This window comes from Neotabrizicola sp. VNH66 (genome assembly GCF_049445895.1).
GTDB lineage: Bacteria > Pseudomonadota > Alphaproteobacteria > Rhodobacterales > Rhodobacteraceae > Pseudogemmobacter.
In genome coordinates this window covers 26,823-46,707 of record NZ_JBMSDW010000013.1, presented here as the reverse complement: position 1 = coordinate 46,707, position 19,885 = coordinate 26,823, and the positions used below count along the sequence as shown (strand labels likewise).

At 65.9% G+C, this 19,885-nt stretch carries 22 protein-coding genes; 11 read left to right on the top strand and 11 right to left on the bottom strand.

Annotated features, from left to right (window positions below):
- Position 1 precedes the first annotated feature (1 nt).
- A complete protein-coding gene (locus tag ACO2Q5_RS16980) occupies positions 2 to 1,099 on the bottom strand; it encodes a two-component system sensor histidine kinase NtrB (RefSeq protein ID WP_423293229.1) in 1,098 nt (365 codons plus the stop codon).
- Complete coding sequence (gene dusB, locus ACO2Q5_RS16975; protein WP_423293227.1) at positions 1,096 to 2,088, bottom strand: tRNA dihydrouridine synthase DusB; 993 nt, start codon at positions 2,086 to 2,088, stop codon at positions 1,096 to 1,098. The genes ACO2Q5_RS16980 and dusB overlap by 4 nt, the downstream gene beginning before the upstream one ends.
- A gap of 188 nt (positions 2,089 to 2,276) precedes the next feature.
- Here dusB and ACO2Q5_RS16970 point away from each other — a divergent pair, with 188 nt between their 5' ends.
- From ACO2Q5_RS16970 to ACO2Q5_RS16960, 3 genes are read left to right on the top strand one after another with little or no spacing between them, the layout of a single operon-like run.
- On the top strand, positions 2,277 to 3,434 hold the full coding sequence (locus ACO2Q5_RS16970) for a bifunctional 2-C-methyl-D-erythritol 4-phosphate cytidylyltransferase/2-C-methyl-D-erythritol 2,4-cyclodiphosphate synthase (RefSeq protein ID WP_423293225.1): 1,158 nt from the start codon (positions 2,277 to 2,279) through the stop codon (positions 3,432 to 3,434).
- Complete coding sequence (locus ACO2Q5_RS16965) at positions 3,431 to 3,937, top strand: phosphatidylglycerophosphatase A (protein ID WP_423293223.1); 507 nt, start codon at positions 3,431 to 3,433, stop codon at positions 3,935 to 3,937. The genes ACO2Q5_RS16970 and ACO2Q5_RS16965 overlap by 4 nt, the downstream gene beginning before the upstream one ends.
- Positions 3,925 to 4,404: a CinA family protein gene (locus ACO2Q5_RS16960; protein ID WP_423293221.1), complete on the top strand. Its 480-nt coding sequence runs from the start codon at positions 3,925 to 3,927 to the stop codon at positions 4,402 to 4,404. The genes ACO2Q5_RS16965 and ACO2Q5_RS16960 overlap by 13 nt, the downstream gene beginning before the upstream one ends.
- Before the next feature lie 202 nt (positions 4,405 to 4,606).
- On the opposite strand, the gene ACO2Q5_RS16955 is transcribed toward ACO2Q5_RS16960, so the two are convergent.
- Positions 4,607 to 4,999, bottom strand: coding sequence for a rhodanese-like domain-containing protein (locus ACO2Q5_RS16955; RefSeq protein WP_423293219.1), 393 nt, complete (start codon positions 4,997 to 4,999; stop codon positions 4,607 to 4,609).
- Positions 5,000 to 5,069: 70 nt separating this feature from the next.
- Here ACO2Q5_RS16955 and ACO2Q5_RS16950 point away from each other — a divergent pair, with 70 nt between their 5' ends.
- Both ACO2Q5_RS16950 and pepN read left to right on the top strand, forming a co-directional pair.
- A complete protein-coding gene (locus ACO2Q5_RS16950) occupies positions 5,070 to 5,570 on the top strand; it encodes an NUDIX hydrolase (protein WP_423293217.1) in 501 nt (166 codons plus the stop codon).
- Entirely contained in the window at positions 5,567 to 8,137 is a 2,571-nt protein-coding gene (pepN, locus tag ACO2Q5_RS16945) for an aminopeptidase N (protein ID WP_423293215.1), read from the top strand. Before ACO2Q5_RS16950 ends, pepN begins: the two co-directional genes overlap by 4 nt.
- Before the next feature lie 54 nt (positions 8,138 to 8,191).
- On the opposite strand, the gene ACO2Q5_RS16940 is transcribed toward pepN, so the two are convergent.
- On the bottom strand, positions 8,192 to 8,809 hold the full coding sequence (locus tag ACO2Q5_RS16940; RefSeq protein WP_423293213.1) for a transglycosylase SLT domain-containing protein: 618 nt from the start codon (positions 8,807 to 8,809) through the stop codon (positions 8,192 to 8,194).
- 309 nt (positions 8,810 to 9,118) lie between these two features.
- On the opposite strand from ACO2Q5_RS16940, the gene gatB reads away from it, so the two are divergent.
- The gene (gene gatB, locus ACO2Q5_RS16935) at positions 9,119 to 10,630 is read left to right on the top strand and encodes an Asp-tRNA(Asn)/Glu-tRNA(Gln) amidotransferase subunit GatB (protein WP_423293211.1); all 1,512 of its coding nucleotides are present in this window, start codon (positions 9,119 to 9,121) and stop codon (positions 10,628 to 10,630) included.
- 70 nt (positions 10,631 to 10,700) lie between these two features.
- On the opposite strand, the gene ACO2Q5_RS16930 is transcribed toward gatB, so the two are convergent.
- The 3 genes from ACO2Q5_RS16930 to ACO2Q5_RS16920 are packed head-to-tail and all read right to left on the bottom strand — an operon-like array spanning position 10,701 to position 11,951.
- A complete protein-coding gene (locus ACO2Q5_RS16930) occupies positions 10,701 to 11,156 on the bottom strand; it encodes an SRPBCC domain-containing protein (RefSeq protein ID WP_423293209.1) in 456 nt (151 codons plus the stop codon).
- Positions 11,153 to 11,620, bottom strand: a complete 468-nt coding sequence (locus ACO2Q5_RS16925; RefSeq protein ID WP_423293207.1) for an SRPBCC domain-containing protein — start codon at positions 11,618 to 11,620, stop codon at positions 11,153 to 11,155. Before ACO2Q5_RS16925 ends, ACO2Q5_RS16930 begins: the two co-directional genes overlap by 4 nt.
- The gene (locus ACO2Q5_RS16920) at positions 11,604 to 11,951 is read right to left on the bottom strand and encodes an ArsR/SmtB family transcription factor (protein ID WP_423293205.1); all 348 of its coding nucleotides are present in this window, start codon (positions 11,949 to 11,951) and stop codon (positions 11,604 to 11,606) included. Before ACO2Q5_RS16920 ends, ACO2Q5_RS16925 begins: the two co-directional genes overlap by 17 nt.
- A gap of 172 nt (positions 11,952 to 12,123) precedes the next feature.
- On the opposite strand from ACO2Q5_RS16920, the gene ACO2Q5_RS16915 reads away from it, so the two are divergent.
- Positions 12,124 to 14,280 (top strand): malate synthase G, encoded by a 2,157-nt coding sequence (locus tag ACO2Q5_RS16915; protein ID WP_423293203.1) that lies wholly within the window; start codon positions 12,124 to 12,126, stop codon positions 14,278 to 14,280.
- Between the two features lie 60 nt (positions 14,281 to 14,340).
- Here the strand turns inward: ACO2Q5_RS16915 and ACO2Q5_RS16910 are convergent, their stop codons facing one another.
- From ACO2Q5_RS16910 to ACO2Q5_RS16900, 3 genes are all read right to left on the bottom strand, one after another.
- Positions 14,341 to 14,592, bottom strand: coding sequence for a hypothetical protein (locus tag ACO2Q5_RS16910; RefSeq protein ID WP_423293201.1), 252 nt, complete (start codon positions 14,590 to 14,592; stop codon positions 14,341 to 14,343).
- A gap of 66 nt (positions 14,593 to 14,658) precedes the next feature.
- Positions 14,659 to 14,910 (bottom strand): BolA family protein, encoded by a 252-nt coding sequence (locus ACO2Q5_RS16905; RefSeq protein ID WP_423293199.1) that lies wholly within the window; start codon positions 14,908 to 14,910, stop codon positions 14,659 to 14,661.
- Between the two features lie 346 nt (positions 14,911 to 15,256).
- Positions 15,257 to 15,931, bottom strand: coding sequence for a formylglycine-generating enzyme family protein (locus ACO2Q5_RS16900; protein WP_423293197.1), 675 nt, complete (start codon positions 15,929 to 15,931; stop codon positions 15,257 to 15,259).
- 218 nt (positions 15,932 to 16,149) lie between these two features.
- Between ACO2Q5_RS16900 and ACO2Q5_RS16895 the strand changes: the two genes are divergently transcribed.
- From ACO2Q5_RS16895 to ACO2Q5_RS16880, 4 genes are all read left to right on the top strand, one after another.
- On the top strand, positions 16,150 to 16,782 hold the full coding sequence (locus ACO2Q5_RS16895) for a J domain-containing protein (protein WP_423293195.1): 633 nt from the start codon (positions 16,150 to 16,152) through the stop codon (positions 16,780 to 16,782).
- Between the two features lie 5 nt (positions 16,783 to 16,787).
- On the top strand, positions 16,788 to 17,264 hold the full coding sequence (locus tag ACO2Q5_RS16890) for a pyridoxamine 5'-phosphate oxidase family protein (protein ID WP_423293193.1): 477 nt from the start codon (positions 16,788 to 16,790) through the stop codon (positions 17,262 to 17,264).
- 92 nt (positions 17,265 to 17,356) lie between these two features.
- Positions 17,357 to 18,331, top strand: a complete 975-nt coding sequence (cobS, locus tag ACO2Q5_RS16885; RefSeq protein ID WP_423293191.1) for a cobaltochelatase subunit CobS — start codon at positions 17,357 to 17,359, stop codon at positions 18,329 to 18,331.
- 92 nt (positions 18,332 to 18,423) lie between these two features.
- Positions 18,424 to 19,119 carry an aspartate/glutamate racemase family protein gene (locus tag ACO2Q5_RS16880; RefSeq protein ID WP_423293189.1) on the top strand — a complete coding sequence of 232 codons (696 nt, stop codon included), beginning with the start codon at positions 18,424 to 18,426 and terminating at the stop codon, positions 19,117 to 19,119.
- Between the two features lie 51 nt (positions 19,120 to 19,170).
- Here the strand turns inward: ACO2Q5_RS16880 and ACO2Q5_RS16875 are convergent, their stop codons facing one another.
- Positions 19,171 to 19,755, bottom strand: coding sequence for an NADPH-dependent FMN reductase (locus ACO2Q5_RS16875; protein WP_423293187.1), 585 nt, complete (start codon positions 19,753 to 19,755; stop codon positions 19,171 to 19,173).
- Positions 19,756 to 19,885: the final 130 nt, after the last annotated feature.

Below are 19,885 nucleotides of genomic sequence, written 5' to 3'. Positions count from 1 at the left end.
GTCAGATGTCCTTCTGCTTGTCCTTGGGCGCCAGCGGCAGCGAGATCCGGAACGAGGTGCGCCCCGGCACCGAATCGACCGAAATCCACCCCTCGTGGTCCGCCACGATCTTTGACACCAGTGCCAGCCCCAGCCCGGTGCCGTTCTCGCGCCCCGAAACGAAGGGTTCAAAGATTTCCCCGGCAATCTCGGGCGGCAGGCCCGGGCCGTCATCGGTGATCTCGATGTTCAGCGGCAGCGTGCTGTGGATGCCGTCCCGCCGCCGCACCCGAAGCGAGCGGTCATAGAAGGTGCGCAACCGGATGGTGCCGCCCGCCGCGCCCGCCGCCTCGGCCGCGTTCTTGATCAGGTTCAGGAACACCTGCATCAGCTGATCCGGATCGGCCCATGTCGGGGGCAGCGAAGGGTCGTAATCCTCAAGGATCGTCATATGCGCGGCAAAGCCCACAAGGGCGGACCGCCGCGCGCGGTCCAGCGCATCGTGGATGTTCACCGGACGGCGGTCGGGCGGACGGACATTGCCGAACTGCTCGACCTGTTCCAGCAGCTTCACGATCCGCCGGGTTTCCTCGACGATCAGATCGGTCAGTTCGCGGTCTTCCTGCGTCAGGCTCATCGACAGCAGCTGCGCGGCCCCCGCAATCCCGGCGAGCGGGTTCTTGATCTCATGCGCCAGCATCTCGGCCATGCCGATGGCCGATTTTGCCGCCGTCTTGGCCCCCATCGACCGCCCGAGCCTGTCCGCAATCTCGCGCGGGGACAGGATCAGCAGGATCATCTCGGGGTTGTCATGCATCGGCGCCAGATGCAGCGTGCATTGCACCGGCGCCCGCTCGCCCGAGGTCACGTCCACATCGTTGACATTCAGGCCGGACTGGTTGCGCCGGGCCCGGGCAAAGGCCTCTTCCATCGGGGCGTCGATGGCCAGCCGGTCCAGCACGGGTTGCCCCGACAGCGCCTTGGCCGAAGCGTTCAGGAACACTTCCGCCGCCGGATTGGCCTCGGCGATCAGGCCCTTTGAATCGACCAGCAGCGAGGGCAAGGGCAGCGAGGCCCAGATCACCCCGGGCACGGGATAGGGAGAGCGATAAGGTGTCACGCGGCCTCCTCCATCTCGGAAAATGTATCTTCGATGCGGCGGCAGACCTCTGCGGGGTCTACCGAAGTCAGGATGCCGTCGCGGGCATGGTCCAGCCCGGCCGCCTCCAGATACCAGCCCAGATGCTTGCGCGCGCAGCGCAGGCCCAGATCGCGGCCGTAGAAGGACAGCATGTCCTGATAGTGGCCCAGGATCAGCGCGCCCAGATCGCGGCCTTCGGGAATTTTCGGCGCGGGCGTGCCGTAAAGGTCATGCGCGATCTCTGCCAGCCGCCACGGCTTGCCCTGCGCGCCACGGCCCACCATGACGCCATCGGCGCCGCTCTGGTCCAGCGCGGCTCGGGCGGTGTCGCCATCGACGATATCGCCGTTCGCCACCACCGGGATCGTGACCGCCTCCTTGACGCGGCGGATCGCGGCCCAGTCGGCATGGCCCTTGTAGAACTGGCAGCGCGTGCGGCCATGGATCACCACCATCCGCACGCCAGCCCCTTCGGCCCGGCGTGCCAGATCGGGCGCATTCAGCAGATTGTCATCCCAGCCCAGCCGGGTTTTCAGCGTGACCGGCACCTTGACCGCCGCCACCACCGCCTCCACCAGCTCCAGCGCCAGATCCAGATCGCGCAGCAGGGCCGAGCCGCAGAGGCCCGTGGTCACCCGCTTCGACGGGCAGCCCATGTTGATGTCGATGACGCGGGCACCCTGCCCTTCGCACCATTTCGCGGCCTCAGCCATCAGCGCGGGGTCACGGCCCGCCAGCTGCACCGAGGTCGCCACCTCTTCGAACCCCAGCTCCGCCCGCGCCCGCGCTTCGGGCCGGTTGCGCAGCACTTCGTCGCTGGCGACCATCTCGCTGACCACCAGCCCCGCACCGAATTGCCCCACCAGCCGGCGGAACGGCAGGTCGGTGATCCCCGCCAGCGGAGCCAGCAGGACGGGCGGGTCGGCGGTCACGGGACCGAGTGTCAAAGGCTGGACGTTCAGGGGCAAAGGCCTTTTCCTTGTGCGGTTGGTCAACAGCTAGCGCATAGCGGCGCGGGGGCAACGGGCGACGGGATCAATTCTGCCACCAAATAAGGCAATGCGCAAATTTTGTGCAAAAATGCCTGTTCCTGCGCCAGATTGTCAGGCCTGCCCGCTTCCCCTAGAGAGGCAGCACAGCCGACAGGACCCCAACCATGCCCCTGCCCCCCGCCTCACCCGACTCCCGCAGCGATACGCTTGTCATCATCGTGGCCGCGGGCCGTGGCGCCCGCGCCGGGGGTGGGCTGCCCAAACAATGGCGCAACCTCAGCGGGAAACCCGTGATCGCCCATACGGTTGCCGCCTTCGGCCTGCTGCCGGTTCTGGTGGTGATCCACCCCGATGACCATGCACGGGCCAAGGCCGCCCTGCCCGGCGTGACGCTGATCGAGGGCGGCGACAGCCGCGCCGCTTCGGTGCGCAACGCGCTGGAGGCTGTGGCGGACAAGGGCTATGCCCGCGTCCTGATCCATGATGGTGCCCGTCCTCTCGTCTCGGCCGCGCTGATCGGCCGCATGCGGGCGGCGCTGGACCGCTCTCCCGCCGCGGCGCCCGCGCTGGCAGTCACCGATGCGCTTTGGCGGGGCGACGGAGATCGCGTGACCGGCACGCAATCGCGCGACGGGCTTTACCGCGCCCAGACCCCGCAGGCCTTTCACTTCACCGCCATCCTGGCCGCGCACCGCAGCCATGGCGCGGAGGCCGCCGATGATGTCGAGGTCGCCCGCGCCGCTGGTCTTGACGTGACCATCGTCGAGGGCGAGGAGGACAATCTGAAGCTGACCTTCCCGGGTGATTTCGCCCGGGCCGAGGCGATCCTGAAAGGGCGCGACATGAATATCCGCATGGGCAACGGCTATGACGTGCATGCCTTCACCGAAGGCGACCATGTCTGGCTTTGCGGGGTGAAAGTGCCGCATGGCCGCGCGCTTCTGGGCCATTCCGATGCCGATGTCGGCATGCATGCCCTGACCGATGCGATCTATGGCGCGCTGGCGCAGGGCGACATCGGCCGCCATTTTCCGCCGTCCGACCCGCAATGGAAGGGCGCGGCCAGCCATATCTTCCTGACCCATGCCATCGGCCTGGCGCGCTCTCAGGGGTATGAGTTGATGAACTGCGACATCACGCTCGTCTGCGAACGGCCGAAGATCGGTCCCTATGCCCTTGACATGCAGGCGGAACTTGCCCGCATCATGGGGGTGGATGCCACCCGCGTCAGCGTGAAGGCCACCACCTCCGAACGTCTGGGCTTCACCGGGCGCGAAGAGGGGATCGCCGCGTTGGCCACCGCCGTTCTGGGAAGATCATGAGCACTGCCATCGCCACCGTCCTCGGCCTCGGCCATCTGCGCCCGGCCTCCGGCACATGGGCCTCTGCCGCGGCGGTGGTGCTGGCCGTGGCCGCCTATCAGGCGGGCGGCGCGCTTCTGGTGCCCGTGGCCTTCGTGCTGGCCACCATGCTCGGATTCTGGGCGGTGCCGCGCTATCTGGCAGGCCGCAGCGACACCGACCCGTCCGAGGTGGTGATCGACGAGGTCGCGGGCCAGCTTCTCGCCCTGTGTTTCACCGTGATCCCGCTCTGGCGCCACGGGGTGCCGGACCTTCTCCTTGCCGCATGGCCGGGCTGGGTCGTGCCCTTCCTCCTGTTCCGCCTCTTCGACATCTGGAAGCCCTGGCTCGTCGGCCGGGCCGACCGCCGCCACGATGCCGCGGGCGTCATGCTGGATGACCTCTGGGCCGGGCTTTTCGCGGGCCTTGGCTCCACCGCGCTGGCGGGCCTCTATCATGGTCTGGTGCAGCCATGGCTGGGCTGAGCCTGCCGGAACAGGTGCTGCAGGCCGCGCGCTTCTGGGGCCTTCGTCTCGCCACGGCAGAAAGCTGCACCGGCGGGATGGTCGCGGCCGCGCTGACCGACATTCCCGGCTCTTCGGATGTGTTCGACCGCGGTTTCGTCACCTATTCCAACGCCGCCAAGACCGACATGCTGGGCGTCGCGCCCCGTACCCTTGCCGACCATGGCGCCGTCAGCGAAGAGGTGGCGGTGCAGATGGCGCAGGGCGCGCTGGACCATTCGCTGGCCGATGTGGCGGTCTCGATCACCGGCATCGCCGGCCCCGGCGGCAGCGAGCACAAGCCCGAAGGCCGCGTCTGCTTCGCCATCGCCCGCCACGGACAGCCCACCCGGTCCGAGACGGTGGAATTCGGCGCCCTTGGCCGGGCGCAGGTCCGCATCGCCGCCCGCGACCATGCGCTGCGCCTGATCCTCACCGCGCTGGACTGACCGGCCGTACAGCAAACTTCCGGTATTCTGGCAGCTCCCGGCCCTCAGGCCCCGCACGGACCGAACCACCTGCGGAAAGCCATCACCGCCCCCGCGCCAGACCTGATCGCCGCAAGCCTCCTTCCCCCTTCATCTTGGTAAAAATATCCTGCGGGGAGGCCCGGAGGGGTGCAAACCCCCTCCTGGCGCGCGGCGGGGCGGCTCAGCCCTTGGCCTCGCGCGCCGCAACCGGATGGCCGGCGGCCTTCCAGCCCGAAAACCCGCCCCGCAGCGAGGCGCAGGTCAGGCCCATCTGCTGCGCCACCTCGGCCGCCAGAAGCGATCTCCAACCTGAGGCACAGTAGAACACATAGCGCTTGCCTTCGGCGAACCACAGCTTGTGATAGGGGCTTTCGGGGTCGATCCAGAATTCCAGCATACCGCGGGGGGCGTGGCGGGCGCCGGGGATCATGCCCTCCCGCTCCAGCTCGCGCGGGTCGCGGATATCGACGAAAACGGTATCCGGGTCGGCATGCGCCAAAGTTGCCGCATCGGCCTCGACCGAGGCAACGGTTGCATCCGCCCGTGCGAGCAGGTCCTTGTATCCCAGTGCCATCTTCGCCCCTCCTTGCGAGTCGCACGCCATTCTGCGACGCCCTCGCCGCCGCCGCCAGCCGGGACTGCCGATGACCCACGCCCCCGTTCCCCGCCTTGCCGTTCTGGCCGTCTGTCTGCAGGGCGACCGGGTGCTTCTGGTCCGCCGCCGCAATCCGCCGGACGCGGGCCTCTGGGGCTATCCCGGCGGCCATGTCGAATGGGGGGAAACGCTGGCGCAGGCCGCTGCCCGTGAACTGGCCGAAGAAACCGGCGTCACCGCCACGCCCCTTTGCCCCATCGACGCGCTGGAGCTGATCCTGCGCGACGACACTGGCCGGATCAGCCATCATTTCCATCTGGTGGCCATCCTTTGCCGCTATATCGACGGCACGCCGGTGGCGCAGGATGATGCGCTGGAGGCCGGGTTCCTGCCCGTAGCCGAGGTTCTGGCCGCCTCCCGGCCGCAAAGCGCCGATGTCGACCGGGTGCTGCGCCGCGCGCTGGACCTTGCGGCGGCAACCGGCGGTGATGCAGACTTGCCCCCGCTGCCGCCGGACCCCGGTCCGGCAGGGAAAGGACCGACACCATGACCGCACCGGAACCGAGAACCGTCTATCTGGCCGATTACCGCCCGTTCAGCCACCTGATCGACCGGGTGGAGCTGACCTTCCGGCTGGCGCCGCAGGCCACCCGCGTGGCGGCCCGGCTGCATCTGCGCCCGAACCCCGATTGCCGCGGCCATCATGTGCTGCGGCTGGATGGCGAGGATCTGCGGCTGATCTCGGCCCGGATCGACGGCCATGCCGTGGATGTGACGCCGGACGACACCGGGCTGACGATACCCGCGGCGCTTCTGCCCGATGCGCCTTTCGTGCTGGAAACCGAGGTCGAGATCGCGCCCGAGGGCAATACCGCGCTGGAAGGCCTGTATATGTCCCGCGGCATGTATTGCACCCAATGCGAGGCCGAGGGCTTCCGCAAGATCACCTTCTACCCCGACCGCCCCGATGTCATGGCGCGCTTTCACGTCCGCATCGAAAGCGATCTGCCGGTTCTCCTGTCCAACGGCAACCCCGTGGCCCATGGCCCCGGCTGGGCCGAATGGGACGATCCCTGGCCGAAGCCCGCCTATCTTTTCGCACTGGTCGCGGGCGATCTGGTGGCGCACCGCGACAGCTTCACCACCGCCTCGGGGCGCAAGGTCGATCTGGCGATCTGGGTGCGCCCCGGCGATCTGGACCGCTGCGCCTATGCGATGGACAGCCTGATCCGGTCGATGCGGTGGGACGAACAGGTCTATGGCCGCGAATACGATCTGGACGTGTTCAACATCGTTGCCGTCGATGATTTCAACATGGGCGCGATGGAGAACAAGGGGCTGAACATCTTCAACTCCAAACTGGTGCTGGCCAGCCCGGAGACCGCGACAGATGACGATTACGCCCGGATCGAGGCGGTGATCGCGCATGAATATTTTCACAACTGGACCGGCAACCGCATCACCTGCCGCGACTGGTTCCAGCTGTGCCTGAAGGAAGGGCTGACCGTCTACCGCGACCAGCAGTTTTCCGGCGACATGCGGTCCCATGCGGTGAAGCGGATCGAGGATGTGCTGGCGCTGCGCGCGCGCCAGTTCCGCGAGGATCAGGGGCCGCTGGCCCACCCCGTCCGCCCCGAAAGCTTTATCGAGATCAACAACTTCTACACGGCCACCGTCTATGAAAAGGGCGCCGAGATCATCGGCATGCTGAAGACGCTGGTGGGCGATGACGGCTACCGCAAATCACTGGACCTGTATTTCGACCGCCACGATGGCGAGGCGGCCACGATCGAGGACTGGCTGAAGGTGTTCGAAGACGCCACCGGCCGCGATCTGGCGCAGTTCAAACGCTGGTATTCCGAGGCAGGCACCCCGCGGCTCTCGGTTTCGGACGACTGGCAGGACGGCACCTATACGCTGACCTTCACCCAGACAAACCCGCCCACCCCCGGCCAACCGGAGAAGGCGCCGAAGGTGCTGCCGATTGCCGTGGGTCTTCTGAACCCCAATGGCGATGAGGTGGTGCCCACGACCGTTCTGGAGATGACCGAAACGACGCAGAGCTTCCGGTTTGAGGGGCTTGCGGCAAAGCCGGTGCCGTCGATCCTGCGCGGCTTCTCGACCCCGGTGGTGCTGGACCGCGCCTCCTCTCCCGCCGAACGGGCGTTCCTGCTCGCCCATGACACCGACCCGTTCAACCGCTGGGAAGCGGGGCGCGCGCTGGCCAAGGACATGCTGTCGGCCATGGTGACCGATGGCGCGCCGCCCGCCGCCGACTGGCTGGAGGCACTGGCCCGGCTGGCCTTTGATGACACTCTGGACCCCGCCTTCCGCGCGCTGGCGCTGCGGCTGCCATCCGAAGATGACATGGCGCAGACGCTGCATGCGGCGGGCCACGTGCCGGACCCCGATGCCATCCATGCCGCACGGCGCGCCGCGGGCGATGCGCTGGCCGCGCGACTGGCGCCGCGCCTGCCCGGGCTGATTGCCGCGCTGACCGATGCGGGCCCTTTCCACGCCGATGCCGCCGCGGCGGGCCGCCGGGCGTTGCGCGGCGCGGCGCTGCATCTGATCACCCGCACCGATGGCGGCGCGGCGGCGCGCGCGGCCTTTGCCGCGGCGGGCAACATGACGGAGACGACCGCCGCCCTGTCCGCCCTTCTGGACATCGGGCAGGGAGAGGCGGAACTAGCCGCCTTCGAGACGAAGTGGCGCCATGACCGGCTGGTCATGGACAAGTGGTTCATGCTGCAGACCCTGCTGGCCGCGCCCGACCGCACCGCCGCCACGGTGGAGCGGCTGACCCGCCACCCCGATTTCGACTGGAAGAACCCCAACCGCTTTCGCGCGGTGATCGGCGCGCTGTCGGCCAATCACGCCGGGTTCCACCACGCCTCGGGCGCGGGCTACCGGCTTCTTGCGGACTGGCTTCTGACGCTGGACCCCAAGAACCCGCAGACCGCGGCGCGCATGTCCACCGCGTTCGAGACCTGGCCCCGCTATGACGGCATCCGGCAGGCGCTGGTCCGGGTGGAGCTGGACCGCATCCTTTCCACCCCGGGCCTCAGCCGCGATCTGACGGAAATGGCCGGGCGTATGCTGGCGGCAGGTGGCTGAATGCAAAAGGGCGGGACCCAAGGTCCCGCCCTGTCATTCGATGCCACGAAGAGATCAGGCCTTCTGGCAATAGGGCTGGGACGAGGTCCATTCCGCCATCTGCGCCCGCGCCTTCGACTTGCGGAACGGGCCCCAGTCGCGGCCAAGGCCTTTCTTGCCATTGCCCGCGACCATGCCGTCGGCGGCCACCTTTTCGGCGAAAATCTCCACCGCGCAGGACAGGTTCTCGCCCCCGTCCTTCAGCGCCGAGACCGAGGTGGCATCGCAGCCATGACCCTTTGCCGTGATGGGCGAGATCTGCATCAGCCCGATATAGCGCCCGCCGCCGCCAGTCACTTCCGGCGTGAAACGGCTTTCGTGATAGGAGACCGCGCTCATCAGCCCGACCCAGAAGGCCCGGCGTTCCGAGATGGAGGCATCGGCATAGCCGGGGCACCAGGTGGCAATGTCGGACGGCACAACATCGGCCAGGACATCATCCTTGGCGGCCACCGCCTCCATCGCCTCGACCGTCCATTCGGCCCCTTCCGCACGTTCGGCCCAGCCCATCGGAGCACCGGCCAGCAGGCTTTCCATATCCGTCTTCCCCCCTTCCGAGGCCACGCAGGCCGAAAGCGACAAAGCGGCCACAAGCGCCGCAGCGGCGGGGCGAAGGGCGGTGTGAATGGTCATGCCAAAGTTCCAGCGTTGTTTCCCGCACCCGCTCTGCCAGTGGCCAGAGGCTTGGGCGCAAAGCGGCCCCTACACGCAGATTCGCCGGTCTGACTACTGCGGCACGGCGCGGCGGGCGGGAATCCGCCCATTGCAACACCAGAAAAACACCGGTTTTCCGCCGATTCAGACCGGTTTTCCGACCGGAGGCTGTAAAATGCAGACGCCATCCCGGCGGAGCGCCCGGACCTGCGGCACCGGGATTGGCCCCTTGCCCCGTGGCCGCGGGCGGCCTAAACGAAACCAGACCTCTCTTTATACAGGCCCGCCATGCTTGACCTGACCTTCACGCCACCCGTCCCCAAAACCATTGCCGGGGCCAAGCATGACTGGGAACTGGTCATCGGGATGGAGATCCACGCGCAGGTTTCGTCCAACGCGAAACTGTTCTCGGGCGCCTCCACCGCCGTGGGGGCAGAGCCGAACACCAATGTCTCCTTCGTGGATTGCGCGATGCCCGGCATGCTGCCCGTCATCAACGAATTCTGCGTGGAACAGGCGGTCCGCACCGGGCTTGGCCTGAAGGCGGGGATCAACCTCCGCTCGGCCTTCGACCGCAAGAACTATTTCTACCCGGACCTGCCGCAGGGCTATCAGATCAGCCAGCTGTATCACCCGATCGTGGGTGAGGGCGAGGTGATCGTGGAACTGTCGCCCGGCGTCGCGCGCCGGGTGCGGATCGAACGCATCCATCTGGAACAGGATGCGGGCAAGTCGATCCATGACATTGACCCGAACCTCAGCTTCGTGGATTTCAACCGCACCGGCGTGGCGCTGATGGAGATTGTCAGCCGCCCCGACATCCGCGGCCCGGAAGAGGCCGCCGCCTATGTGGTGAAGCTGCGCCAGATCCTGCGCTATCTGGGCACCTGCGACGGCAATATGCAGAACGGCAACCTGCGCGCCGATGTGAACGTGTCGATCTGCCGCCCCGGCCAATATGAGAAATTCATCGAGACCGGCGATTTCAGCCACCTCGGCACCCGTTGCGAGATCAAGAACATGAACTCGATGCGGTTCATTCAGGCCGCCATCGACTATGAGGCGCGCCGCCAGATCGCCATTGTCGAAGACGGCGGTTCGGTGGTGCAGGAAACCCGCCTCTACGATCCCGACAAGAACGAGACGCGCTCCATGCGGTCCAAGGAAGAGGCGCATGATTACCGCTACTTCCCCGATCCCGACCTTCTGCCGCTGGAGATTGAGCAGGCCTGGGTCGATGACATCGCCGCCGGAATGCCGGAACTGCCCGATGCCAAGAAGGCCCGGTTCATGGGTGATTACGGGTTGTCGGACTACGATGCCTCGGTCCTGACGGCGGAACTGGAGAATGCCAGCTATTTCGACGCCGTGGCCAAGGGCCGCGACGGCAAGCTGGCCGCGAACTGGGTGATCAATGAACTCTTCGGCCGGCTGAAAAAGGAAGGCACTGAGATTGCCGACAGCCCGGTTTCCGCCGCGCAGCTGGGCGGAATCGTGGATCTGATCTCGGCCCAGACCATCTCGGGCAAGATCGCCAAGGACCTGTTCGAAATCCTCTGGACCGAAGGCGGCGACCCGGCCGAAATCGTCGAATCCCGCGGCATGAAGCAGGTGACCGACACAGGCGCGATCGAGGCGGCGGTGGATCAGATCATCGCGGACAACCCCGCGCAGGTGGAAAAGGCCAAGGCCAATCCGAAACTGGCGGGCTGGTTCGTGGGCCAAGTGATGAAGGCCACCGGCGGCAAGGCCAATCCGGCGGCCGTCAACGATCTGGTGGCCAAGAAGCTGGGCCTGTAGCCGCCCCCTCCGCGCGTCGCAGTCGCAGACCGCGGGCCTGTCCTCGGCCCGCGGCTTTCGGCCCTTTGTGCTAAAGCGTGGCGGCCAGCGTACCAAGCTGGTCGGCCACGGTGCCCCATCCGTCCTGGAACCCCATTTCCTGATGCCGGGCCGCGCCTTCGGCCGTGCGGTGGATTGCGCGGGCGCGGTAGCGTGTCCCCTCGCCCTCGGCCGCAATGCTGGTGAAGGCGGTGAAGCCAAAGATCGCAGCCACCGGGCGGAATCCTTCGGACATCAGATCGGTCCAGATGATCTGCCGCCCCGGATCAACATCAAGGATGCAGAAATCCATCACCTGCGGCGGCTGGTCGGGGATGACAAAGACCATGCGGAAGGCCCCGCCCGGGTGCAGGCCGATCTCGGCCCGCGTCGTTGTCACCGGCGCGGGCGTCCACCAGCGGCAGACAAGATCAGGCTCGGTCAGGCAACGCCAGACCTTGGCGGGCGGCGCCGCAAACAGCCGGCTGACCTCCAATGCGGCCGTCACAGCGTGAGCGCCAGCGCGTCAAGCTGGGCCGCGGCGGTGCCCCAACCGTCATGGAACCCCATCTGTTCATGTGCCACGCGCTTTTCGGCATTGGGATGCAGCGCCACCGCCCGGTAAAGCGTACCCGTCCCCTCCGGCTCCATGAAGACATAAGAGGTGAAGCCGAAGCTTTCCCCCGCCGGGCGCCAGTCGCCCTGCAACAGATCCGTGGTCACAAGGCGGCGTTCATGTTCCAGATCCAGAATGCAGCCATGGCCCGACATGCTGCCGTGGTCGGGAACGTCCATCGTATAGATGAAACTGCCGCCGCGGCGCAGGTCGATGCTGACATCGCGCGTCACCACCGGCTTCGGCGCGAACCATTGCTCCAGCAGCGCCGGTTCCGTCCAGCAGCGCCAGACCTTGGCGGGCGGCGCCTTCGGATGGCGGATCAGCTCCAGATCGGTATCAGGGTTCAGTTGCATCGCCGTCCTCCATGGTTTCCAGAAAAGCCTCCAGCCGGTCCAGCCGCGCCTCCCACTCGGTGCGGCGCTCGGCCAGCCAGGCCTCGGCTATGGTCATGACGCGCGGGACCGCCCGGCAGATCCGGGTGCGCCCGGTCTTTTCGCTCTCGATCAGCCCGGCCTCTTCCAGCACGGAAAGGTGGCGCATCACCGTGGGCAGGCGCAACCCGGTGGGACGGGCCAGTTCGCTGACCGGCGCAGGCCCTGCCGACAGACGCTGCACCATGCCGCGCCGCGTCGGATCGGCCAAAGCCGCGAAGACCAGCGAAAGATCGGGATCATGCTTAGCCATATGGCTATCTATCATGCGGGCGGCTTGGGCGGCAATATGGAACTTTGCCAACCGGCTAAGTTTTCCGCCCCCGAACGCCCAAAGCCAGTTTCCCGCCCGCCGCGGGTTGATTGCCGCCCGCTGCCGCCCCTATCCTGCCCCCGACCAGAGAGCAGAAAGCCGGAGTGATCCCATGACCGACCGCATTGAAAAGGCAGGGCTGTCCGTTGCCGCGGAACTTGCCGTCTTTGTCGAGACGCAGGCCCTGCCCGGCACCGGCGTCCCGGCCGAGACGTTCTGGGCGGGGCTGGCGGCCGCGGCAGATACCCTTGGCCCGAAGAACCGGGCGCTTCTGGCCCGCCGGGACGAGATCCAGACCCAGATCGACGACTGGCATAGGGCCCGCGGTGGCCAGCCCTTCGATGCCGAAGCCTATGAGGCTTTCCTGCGCGAGATCGGCTATATCGTGCCGGAAGGGCCGGATTTCCGCATCGACACCGCTAATGTGGACCCCGAAATCGCCAATGTTCCCGGCCCGCAGCTGGTGGTGCCGGTGATGAACGCCCGCTATGCGCTGAACGCCGCCAATGCCCGCTGGGGCAGCCTTTATGATGCGCTCTATGGCACCGATGCGCTTGGCAGCGCGCCCTCGGGCAAGGGCTATGACCCGGCGCGCGGCGCCAAGGTCATCGACTGGGCGCGCGGCTTTCTGGACAGCGCGGTGCCGCTGGTGGGCGCATCGTGGCGCGATGCACTGTCGGTCACGGTGCGCGACGGGCAGCTTTCGGTGCGGCTTGCCGCAGGGCCTTCGGGGCTGGCGCAGCCGGAAAAGCTGATCGGATGGCGGGGTGAACCCGGCGCACCACAGGCGGTACTTCTGTGCAACAACGGGCTTCATATCGAAATCGTGATCGACCGGGCGTCACAGATCGGCGCATTGGACGAGGCCAGGATCGCCGATGTGCGGCTGGAATCCGCCATGTCCGCCATCATGGATTGCGAGGATTCGGTGGCGGCCGTCGATGCCCCCGACAAGGTGCTGGCCTATGGCAACTGGCTGGGCCTGATGCAGGGCACGCTGAGCGAGGATGTCGCCAAGGGCGGCACCACCTTTACCCGCCGCCTGAACCCCGACCTGACCTTCACCGGCCCGAAGGGCGAGGTGACGGTGAAGGGCCGCGCGCTGATGCTGGTGCGCAACGTGGGCCATCTGATGACCAACCCCGCCATTCTTGATGCCGAAGGGCGTGAGGTGCCCGAGGGAATCATGGACGCCTTCGTCACCACGCTCTGCGCGATGCATGACCTGCAAAAGACCGGTGGCGCGCGGAATTCGGCCACAGGCTCGGTCTATGTGGTGAAACCCAAGATGCACGGGCCAGAAGAGGTGGCCTTCGCGGGTGAGATTTTCGACGCGGTTGAAGCCACGCTGGGCCTGCCCGCCAACACCGTGAAGCTGGGCATCATGGATGAGGAGCGCCGCACCTCGGTGAACCTCAAGGAATGCATCCGCGCGGCGAAATCGCGGGTGGCCTTCATCAACACGGGCTTTCTTGACCGCACGGGGGATGAGATCCACACCTCGATGGAAGCCGGGCCGATGGTCCGCAAGGGCGAGATGAAAAACGCCGCCTGGATCGCCGCTTATGAGGACCGCAACGTCGATATCGGTCTTGCCTGCGGCTTGCAGGGACGCGCCCAGATCGGCAAGGGCATGTGGGCCGCGCCCGATCTGATGGCCGCCATGCTGGAGCAGAAGATCGCCCATCCCAAGGCCGGCGCGAATTGCGCCTGGGTCCCCTCACCCACGGCGGCAACGTTGCATGCAACGCATTACCACCGGGTGGACGTGCTGGCCCGGCAGGAAGAGATCAAGGCAGGCGGCGCCCGCGGCACGTTGCGCGATCTGATCACCCTGCCCCTGGCCGAAGGTGCCAACTGGTCGCCCGACGAGGTTCAGGCCGAGGTGGAAAACCATGCACAGGGCATTCTGGGCTATGTGGTCCGCTGGGTGGATCAGGGCATCGGCTGTTCCAAAGTGCCGGACATTCACGATGTCGGCCTGATGGAAGACCGCGCCACCTGCCGGATTTCCTCGCAAGCTTTGGCCAACTGGCTGCACCATGGGGTGATTTCCGAAGATCAGGTGATGGCCGCGCTGAAGAAGATGGCCGCGGTGGTGGACCGCCAGAACGCGGGCGATCCGCTTTATCACCCGATGGCGCCGGGGTTCGACGGCTATGCCTTTGCCGCCGCGCGCGATCTGGTGCTGAAGGGGCGCGAACAGCCCTCGGGCTATACCGAACCCTTGCTGCATGCCTATCGCCTGAAGCTGAAGGCGGCAGGCTGACGTTCTCAAACGGTATGCGGCCCTGCAAAAGCGCAGGGCCGCCGCCCTCTGAAGGCGAGATCAGCGGGCGCGGGCCATAGGCGCCGCCCGCGGCGGCTCCTGTCCCAGAACGCCGGTGCGCTGCGCCTTGTCGGGCCGCAGCCACGCCCAGTTGGCCAGCCCGGCGGGGATGCCCACAAGAAGGCCGATGATCCCGGCCAGGAAGAAGGTCGTCCAGCTGTATTGCCCCAGCACGAGGCCGGCTATCACGACGGCTCCGGCAAGGCAGGCCACCCAGAGCGACACCAGAAGGGTGCGAAGCGGAGGAAGCATGTCCTTATCCTTTCGGTTGGGTCACGCAGAACCAACCGCCCCCGCCCGCCCCGGTTCCCCCGGCCCCTAGCCCAGATCCAGCGCAAGCGCGTGAACCCGCCGGGTGATATCCCCCAAGGCCCGGTTCACCGCCCGGTGCCGCTCCAGCCGCGACAGGGGCGCCAGAGCGGCGGAGCGCAGGCGGATGGCAAAGTGGCTTTCCCCGGTGCCGTCATCGCCCGCATGGCCCGCGTGACGGTTGCTTTCGTTTACCACCTCCAGCAGCTCGGGCGTAAAAGCGGCGGTCAGCCGGGCCTCGATTTCGTCTTTCACGGGCATCTGCGCCGCCTTCCCTTATTCTGCAGCCGTCGTATCCAATTCCCGGATCACGCGAAATCCCAGAAAGGCACGCCGCAAATCCTCTGTCGGGCGGTAGCGCGATGCGAGACGGAGGCCATCCATGGCTGTATGGAATGCCCGCCCTTTGCGACCCGGCGGCAGGACGGACGCGAGAGCGCATCCGACAGATACGCGCTTTCATGGGAAAGCCCTAGATGTTCGTCAGATCAGCAGGACAGGGTCAGTTCGGACACGTTCCCCGACATGTGGCGCAGGCCCCAGCCATTGGCCGCGTCCAGGTCATCGACAGGAACCGGGGCATATCTGTCCGCAAGCTCCGGTAAATTCACCCCCGCGCACGGCTGAGAACATTCTCTGTCGCCCTGCGCGAGCAATTCGCCTGATCCTTCGTCAGCACGTCGCCCTGTGCAAAGGGCGTCTCTGTCCCGGCCCGGGCCGCATACTCCCATTCCGCCTCGGTTGGCAGGCGATAGACGTTTTCGCCGACACGGCGATTCAGCCAGTCCACAAAGCCCAGTGCATCGTTGCAAGAGACATTGACCACCGGATGGTGCGGCCCAAGCTCACGGTAGCCATTGGGAGTCATGACGCGATGATTGGGCACATGGTTGCATCCGCCCTCAGCCACGCAGACCATCCAATCGGCATGGGTCACCTCGTTCCGGGCCATCGCAAAGGAAATGTCCATCTCCACCGGGTGCCGCGGATGCTCGCTTGGGATGATGTTGATCTCACCCGGCTCACGGGTGCGAGGTTTGAAATCCTTGGCATCAACCGGGCCATAAATGTCGAACGGATTGCGGGATTCCCCCGCGATCGCGCCCATCATGAAGCGGCCGGGCGGAATGACGATCATCTCGGGGCAGTCCGCGCAGTCGTGGAAGACCGTCAGCGGCGCGAGCGCAGGCGGACCCTCGGCCCCCTGCGGCTGATCGGCAGAAGCGACACCTGTCCACAGAAGCACCGTACAGACGGACAACAACGCCGGAGACGTGTTCAAAGATCACCCTCACCTGACCCGATGCCGACCGGCAGCATTGTCTTGCAGCAAAGGCGGATGGCAAATTCATGACGCCTCGCGCCCCTCCTGTGGTGCAAAAGCCGGGCGGCACGCGCCTCTATCACGGGCATTTTCACCGCCCGCCCCTTCACCTTGCCGCCAGAATCCCTAAACTGGGCCGCCCGAGTCGGAAAGCCAGCGGAAAGGCCCCCTTCTACATGGTCAGCAAGAACCCGTTCGATTTCGACATCCGCGTTAGCTCGGATAAGAAACGCAAAACCGCCGGCCGCCGTGGCCCCGCCGCGCCCGAGACCACGGGCCGCGGCTGCGATTACCCTGGCTGCACCCTGCCCGGCCAGTTCCGCGCACCGAAGTCGCGCGACCAGCTGGATGACTGGTTCTGGTTCTGCAAGGACCACATCCGGGAATACAATCTGAAGTGGAACTTCTTCGACGGCACCTCGGATGAGGAATTCAAGAAGATCCTCGACAAGGACCGGCTGTGGGAGCGGGAGACGAAGCCGTTTTCCCGCAAGGATGACGGCAACGCCTGGGCCCGGATGGGCGTGAACGACCCGATGGAGATTCTGGGCGAAAAGGCCACGCTGAACCGCGGCCCGGCGCCCGCAGGCGGCGCGACCCGCAAGCTGCCGCCGACCGAACGCAAGGCGCTGGAAATCCTGGACGCCCGCGACACGATGACCAAGCCCGAGATCCGCAAGCAATACAAGGCGCTGATCAAGGTGCTGCACCCCGACATGAACGGCGGCGACCGCAGCCAGGAACAGATGCTGCAAGAGGTGGTCTGGGCCTGGGACCAGATCAAGGACAGCCGGTATTTCAGGGATTAGGTCCAATGCTGCGGGCGTGGGATGATCTGCTGACCCTGCGCCCCGATGTGGTGCTGTGCTGGCTGGCGACGGCAGATGCCGAATGGGGGGCCAGCACCTCGCCCAAGGAAATCTGGGCGCTGCCAAGGCCCGGGCAGATCGTGATCGCCGATATCGCCTCGGGCCATTCGGTCGCGAATATCCGGCGCGATCCCCGGGTCTGTGTCAGCCTGCTCGACATCCTGCGTCAACGCGGCTTCAAGCTTTATGGCACGACCACGCTCATCGCGCCGGAGGATCCCGCATTCGCGGAAACGGCTTCCCCGCTGCTCGCCATGACCGGCAGCCTCTATCCGCTGCGCCATGCCATCGTGGTCGATGTGGTCAGGCTGGCACCGATCCTTGCTCCCAGCTATTCCCTTTTCCCCGACAGGACCGTCGAGGAACGGATTGCCGAGGCCCGCGCGGCCTATGGGTTGAACATCGCGCCCCCGCAGGGTTGAGCAGATCGGGGCGGTTTTCCCTGCCTCCCCTTGCACCCCTCCGCGGAATGTTCCATGAACCATGGGTCATCTTGCAAGCCCGGATACCGCACATGCTCGACTCTGCCGTGAAACCCACCGAGGAAATCTCTGTCCGCGAGGTCTTCGGCATCGACACCGAGATGAAGGTCAAGGCGTTCGAAGAGCGGACAGACCGGGTGCCGGACATCGACCCGACCTACAAGTTCGACCCTGACACCACCCTGGCGATCCTTGCGGGCTTTGCATACAACCGCCGCGTGATGATCCAAGGCTATCATGGCACCGGAAAATCCACCCATATCGAACAGGTGGCGGCGCGGCTGAACTGGCCCTGCGTGCGGGTGAACCTCGACAGCCACATCAGCCGGATCGACCTGATCGGCAAGGATGCGATCAAGCTGGAAGACGGCAAGCAGGTCACCAAGTTCCACGAGGGCATCCTGCCCTGGGCGCTGAGGAACCCCGTTGCCATCGTCTTCGACGAATATGACGCGGGCCGCGCGGATGTGATGTTCGTGATCCAGCGCGTGCTGGAGCATGACGGCAAGCTGACGCTTCTCGACCAGAACGAGATCATCACCCCCCACCCGTCCTTCCGCCTGTTCGCCACCGCGAACACCGTGGGCCTGGGTGACACGACCGGGCTTTACCACGGTGTGCAGCAGATCAACCAGGCGCAGATGGACCGCTGGTCGCTGGTGGCCACGCTGAACTATCTGTCCCATGATGCCGAGGCCGCCATCGTTCTGGCGAAGAACCCCCATTACAACACGGCGGACGGCCGCAAGATCATCAACCAGATGGTCACCGTGGCCGATCTGACCCGGACCGCCTTCATGAACGGCGATCTGTCGACCGTGATGTCGCCGCGCACCGTGCTGAACTGGGCCGAGAATGCGCGGATCTTCCGCAATGTGGGCTATGCCTTCCGGCTGTCCTTCCTGAACAAATGCGACGAGCTGGAGCGCCAGACCGTCGCCGAATTCTACCAGCGCTGCTTCAACGAAGAACTGCCGGAATCGGCGGTCAGCAAGGCGATGAAGTAAGCGGCCCCTGCGGGTGCCTAAGGACCGGAGGGGGTGCGCCGCAGCGTGCCCCTTTTTCATTTCAGCCCATTTCGTTTCAAAGAGAGGTTTTCATGCATATCGGATTGATCGGCGGCATCGGAGCGGCGGCGACGGTGGTCTATTACCAGCGGCTCTGCGCCGCCATGGCCGCCCGGAAAGAGCGGTTGGAGCTGACAATCGTTCAGGCCGACATACATGAGCTGATCCGGAACAACCTTGCCGACCGGCGAGAGGAACAGGCCAAAGTCTATGCCGCCCTGATCGAGCGGCTGGCCCGGGCGGGCTGCGATTGTGCGGCCATCACCTCGCTGGGCGGGCATTTCTGCTTTGATGAAACGGTGGCCCGCTCTGCCCTGCCGCTCGTCTCGGCGGTGCGCCCGCTGGATGAGGCCTTTGCCGCAAAGGGAATCGGCACCGTAGGCCTGCTGGGCACCCGGGTGGTGATGCGGACCCGGCTTTACGGGCAGCTGCGGAAAACCCGCGCTGTCGCCCTGGATGACGAGATCGAGCGGTTGGGACAGATCTATCAGGATGTGGCCGTGGCCGGCGTCTGCGATGCGGATGCGCGCGCGGCGTTCTTTGCGGCAGGTGCCGAAATGGTCCGCGATCATGGCGCCGAGGCGATCGTGCTGGCCGGGACGGACCTGAACCTTGCCTTCGACGGACACGACCCGGGCTATCCTGTGATCGACGCATTGGATGTGCATGTGGCCGTTCTGGCCGATCTGGCAGGGGATTGCGTGGCTTTGGCCGAAGTGGCGGGCTGAACGCGAAAGGGCGGTCCCAAGGACCGCCCTTCGTCACTCTGCCGTGGCGGTTCAGCCGCGGGCGGCCTTGGTCGCCTTGGCCCACCAGGTCACGTCATCCAGAAGCGCCTTGGCCGAGGGCCCGATCGAGCCTTCGATGTCGGCCAGATTGCCCGAACCGCCAAAGCCCGGATGCACCTTGAAGAAATCGCCGCCGCCGATATGCACGGCCGACCGGGTGGGAACCATCTGCAGTTCCACCGCGATGTTGCGCAGGTGTTCCGCCGCGCGGGCACCACCCACCGAACCATAGGCCACGATGCCCGCAACCTTGTGGCCCCATTCGACATAGGCCTGATCCAGCGCATTCTTCAGCACGCCGGTGATCGAGCGGTTGTATTCCGCGACCACGAAAATATAGCCGTCGAATTCCGCCAGCTTGGCCTGCCACTTCTTGGCCACTTCATTCACGCTGGGCACCCAGGCGTTCGAGGCGACTTCGTCGAAGAAGGGCAGCGGATAGTCGCGCAGGTCGACGACTTCCACGTCAAGCTCGCCATGTTCCTTGGCCTTGGCTTCGATCCACTTCGTCGGGATGTCGGCAAAGCGGGTCGGACGGGTCGAGCCGGTGATGATGGCGATTTTCGGTTTGGACATTTCTTTCACTTCCTCTGTTCGGGCGGCGCTGAGGCCGGTCATGCGATGCGATAAACATCGCTCTTCCTACCAACGCACTCAATTCCGCAAGGTTGCCTTTGCTCTGTGCAGCGCCGCACCGAACTTGGGC

Excerpts from the sequence above, each read along its gene's own strand:
- ACO2Q5_RS16970 (WP_423293225.1), top strand. The coding sequence starts at position 2,277 with ATGCCCCTGCCCCCCGCCTCACCCGACTCCCGCAGCGATACGCTTGTC.
- ACO2Q5_RS16965 (WP_423293223.1), top strand. The coding sequence starts at position 3,431 with ATGAGCACTGCCATCGCCACCGTCCTCGGCCTCGGCCATCTGCGCCCG.
- ACO2Q5_RS16960 (WP_423293221.1), top strand. The coding sequence starts at position 3,925 with ATGGCTGGGCTGAGCCTGCCGGAACAGGTGCTGCAGGCCGCGCGCTTC.
- ACO2Q5_RS16955 (WP_423293219.1), bottom strand. The coding sequence starts at position 4,999 with ATGGCACTGGGATACAAGGACCTGCTCGCACGGGCGGATGCAACCGTT.
- ACO2Q5_RS16950 (WP_423293217.1), top strand. The coding sequence starts at position 5,070 with ATGACCCACGCCCCCGTTCCCCGCCTTGCCGTTCTGGCCGTCTGTCTG.
- pepN (WP_423293215.1), top strand. The coding sequence starts at position 5,567 with ATGACCGCACCGGAACCGAGAACCGTCTATCTGGCCGATTACCGCCCG.
- ACO2Q5_RS16940 (WP_423293213.1), bottom strand. The coding sequence starts at position 8,809 with ATGACCATTCACACCGCCCTTCGCCCCGCCGCTGCGGCGCTTGTGGCC.
- gatB (WP_423293211.1), top strand. The coding sequence starts at position 9,119 with ATGCTTGACCTGACCTTCACGCCACCCGTCCCCAAAACCATTGCCGGG.
- ACO2Q5_RS16925 (WP_423293207.1), bottom strand. The coding sequence starts at position 11,620 with ATGCAACTGAACCCTGATACCGATCTGGAGCTGATCCGCCATCCGAAG.
- ACO2Q5_RS16920 (WP_423293205.1), bottom strand. The coding sequence starts at position 11,951 with ATGGCTAAGCATGATCCCGATCTTTCGCTGGTCTTCGCGGCTTTGGCC.
- ACO2Q5_RS16915 (WP_423293203.1), top strand. The coding sequence starts at position 12,124 with ATGACCGACCGCATTGAAAAGGCAGGGCTGTCCGTTGCCGCGGAACTT.
- ACO2Q5_RS16910 (WP_423293201.1), bottom strand. The coding sequence starts at position 14,592 with ATGCTTCCTCCGCTTCGCACCCTTCTGGTGTCGCTCTGGGTGGCCTGC.
- ACO2Q5_RS16905 (WP_423293199.1), bottom strand. The coding sequence starts at position 14,910 with ATGCCCGTGAAAGACGAAATCGAGGCCCGGCTGACCGCCGCTTTTACG.
- ACO2Q5_RS16895 (WP_423293195.1), top strand. The coding sequence starts at position 16,150 with ATGGTCAGCAAGAACCCGTTCGATTTCGACATCCGCGTTAGCTCGGAT.
- ACO2Q5_RS16890 (WP_423293193.1), top strand. The coding sequence starts at position 16,788 with ATGCTGCGGGCGTGGGATGATCTGCTGACCCTGCGCCCCGATGTGGTG.
- cobS (WP_423293191.1), top strand. The coding sequence starts at position 17,357 with ATGCTCGACTCTGCCGTGAAACCCACCGAGGAAATCTCTGTCCGCGAG.
- ACO2Q5_RS16880 (WP_423293189.1), top strand. The coding sequence starts at position 18,424 with ATGCATATCGGATTGATCGGCGGCATCGGAGCGGCGGCGACGGTGGTC.
- ACO2Q5_RS16875 (WP_423293187.1), bottom strand. The coding sequence starts at position 19,755 with ATGTCCAAACCGAAAATCGCCATCATCACCGGCTCGACCCGTCCGACC.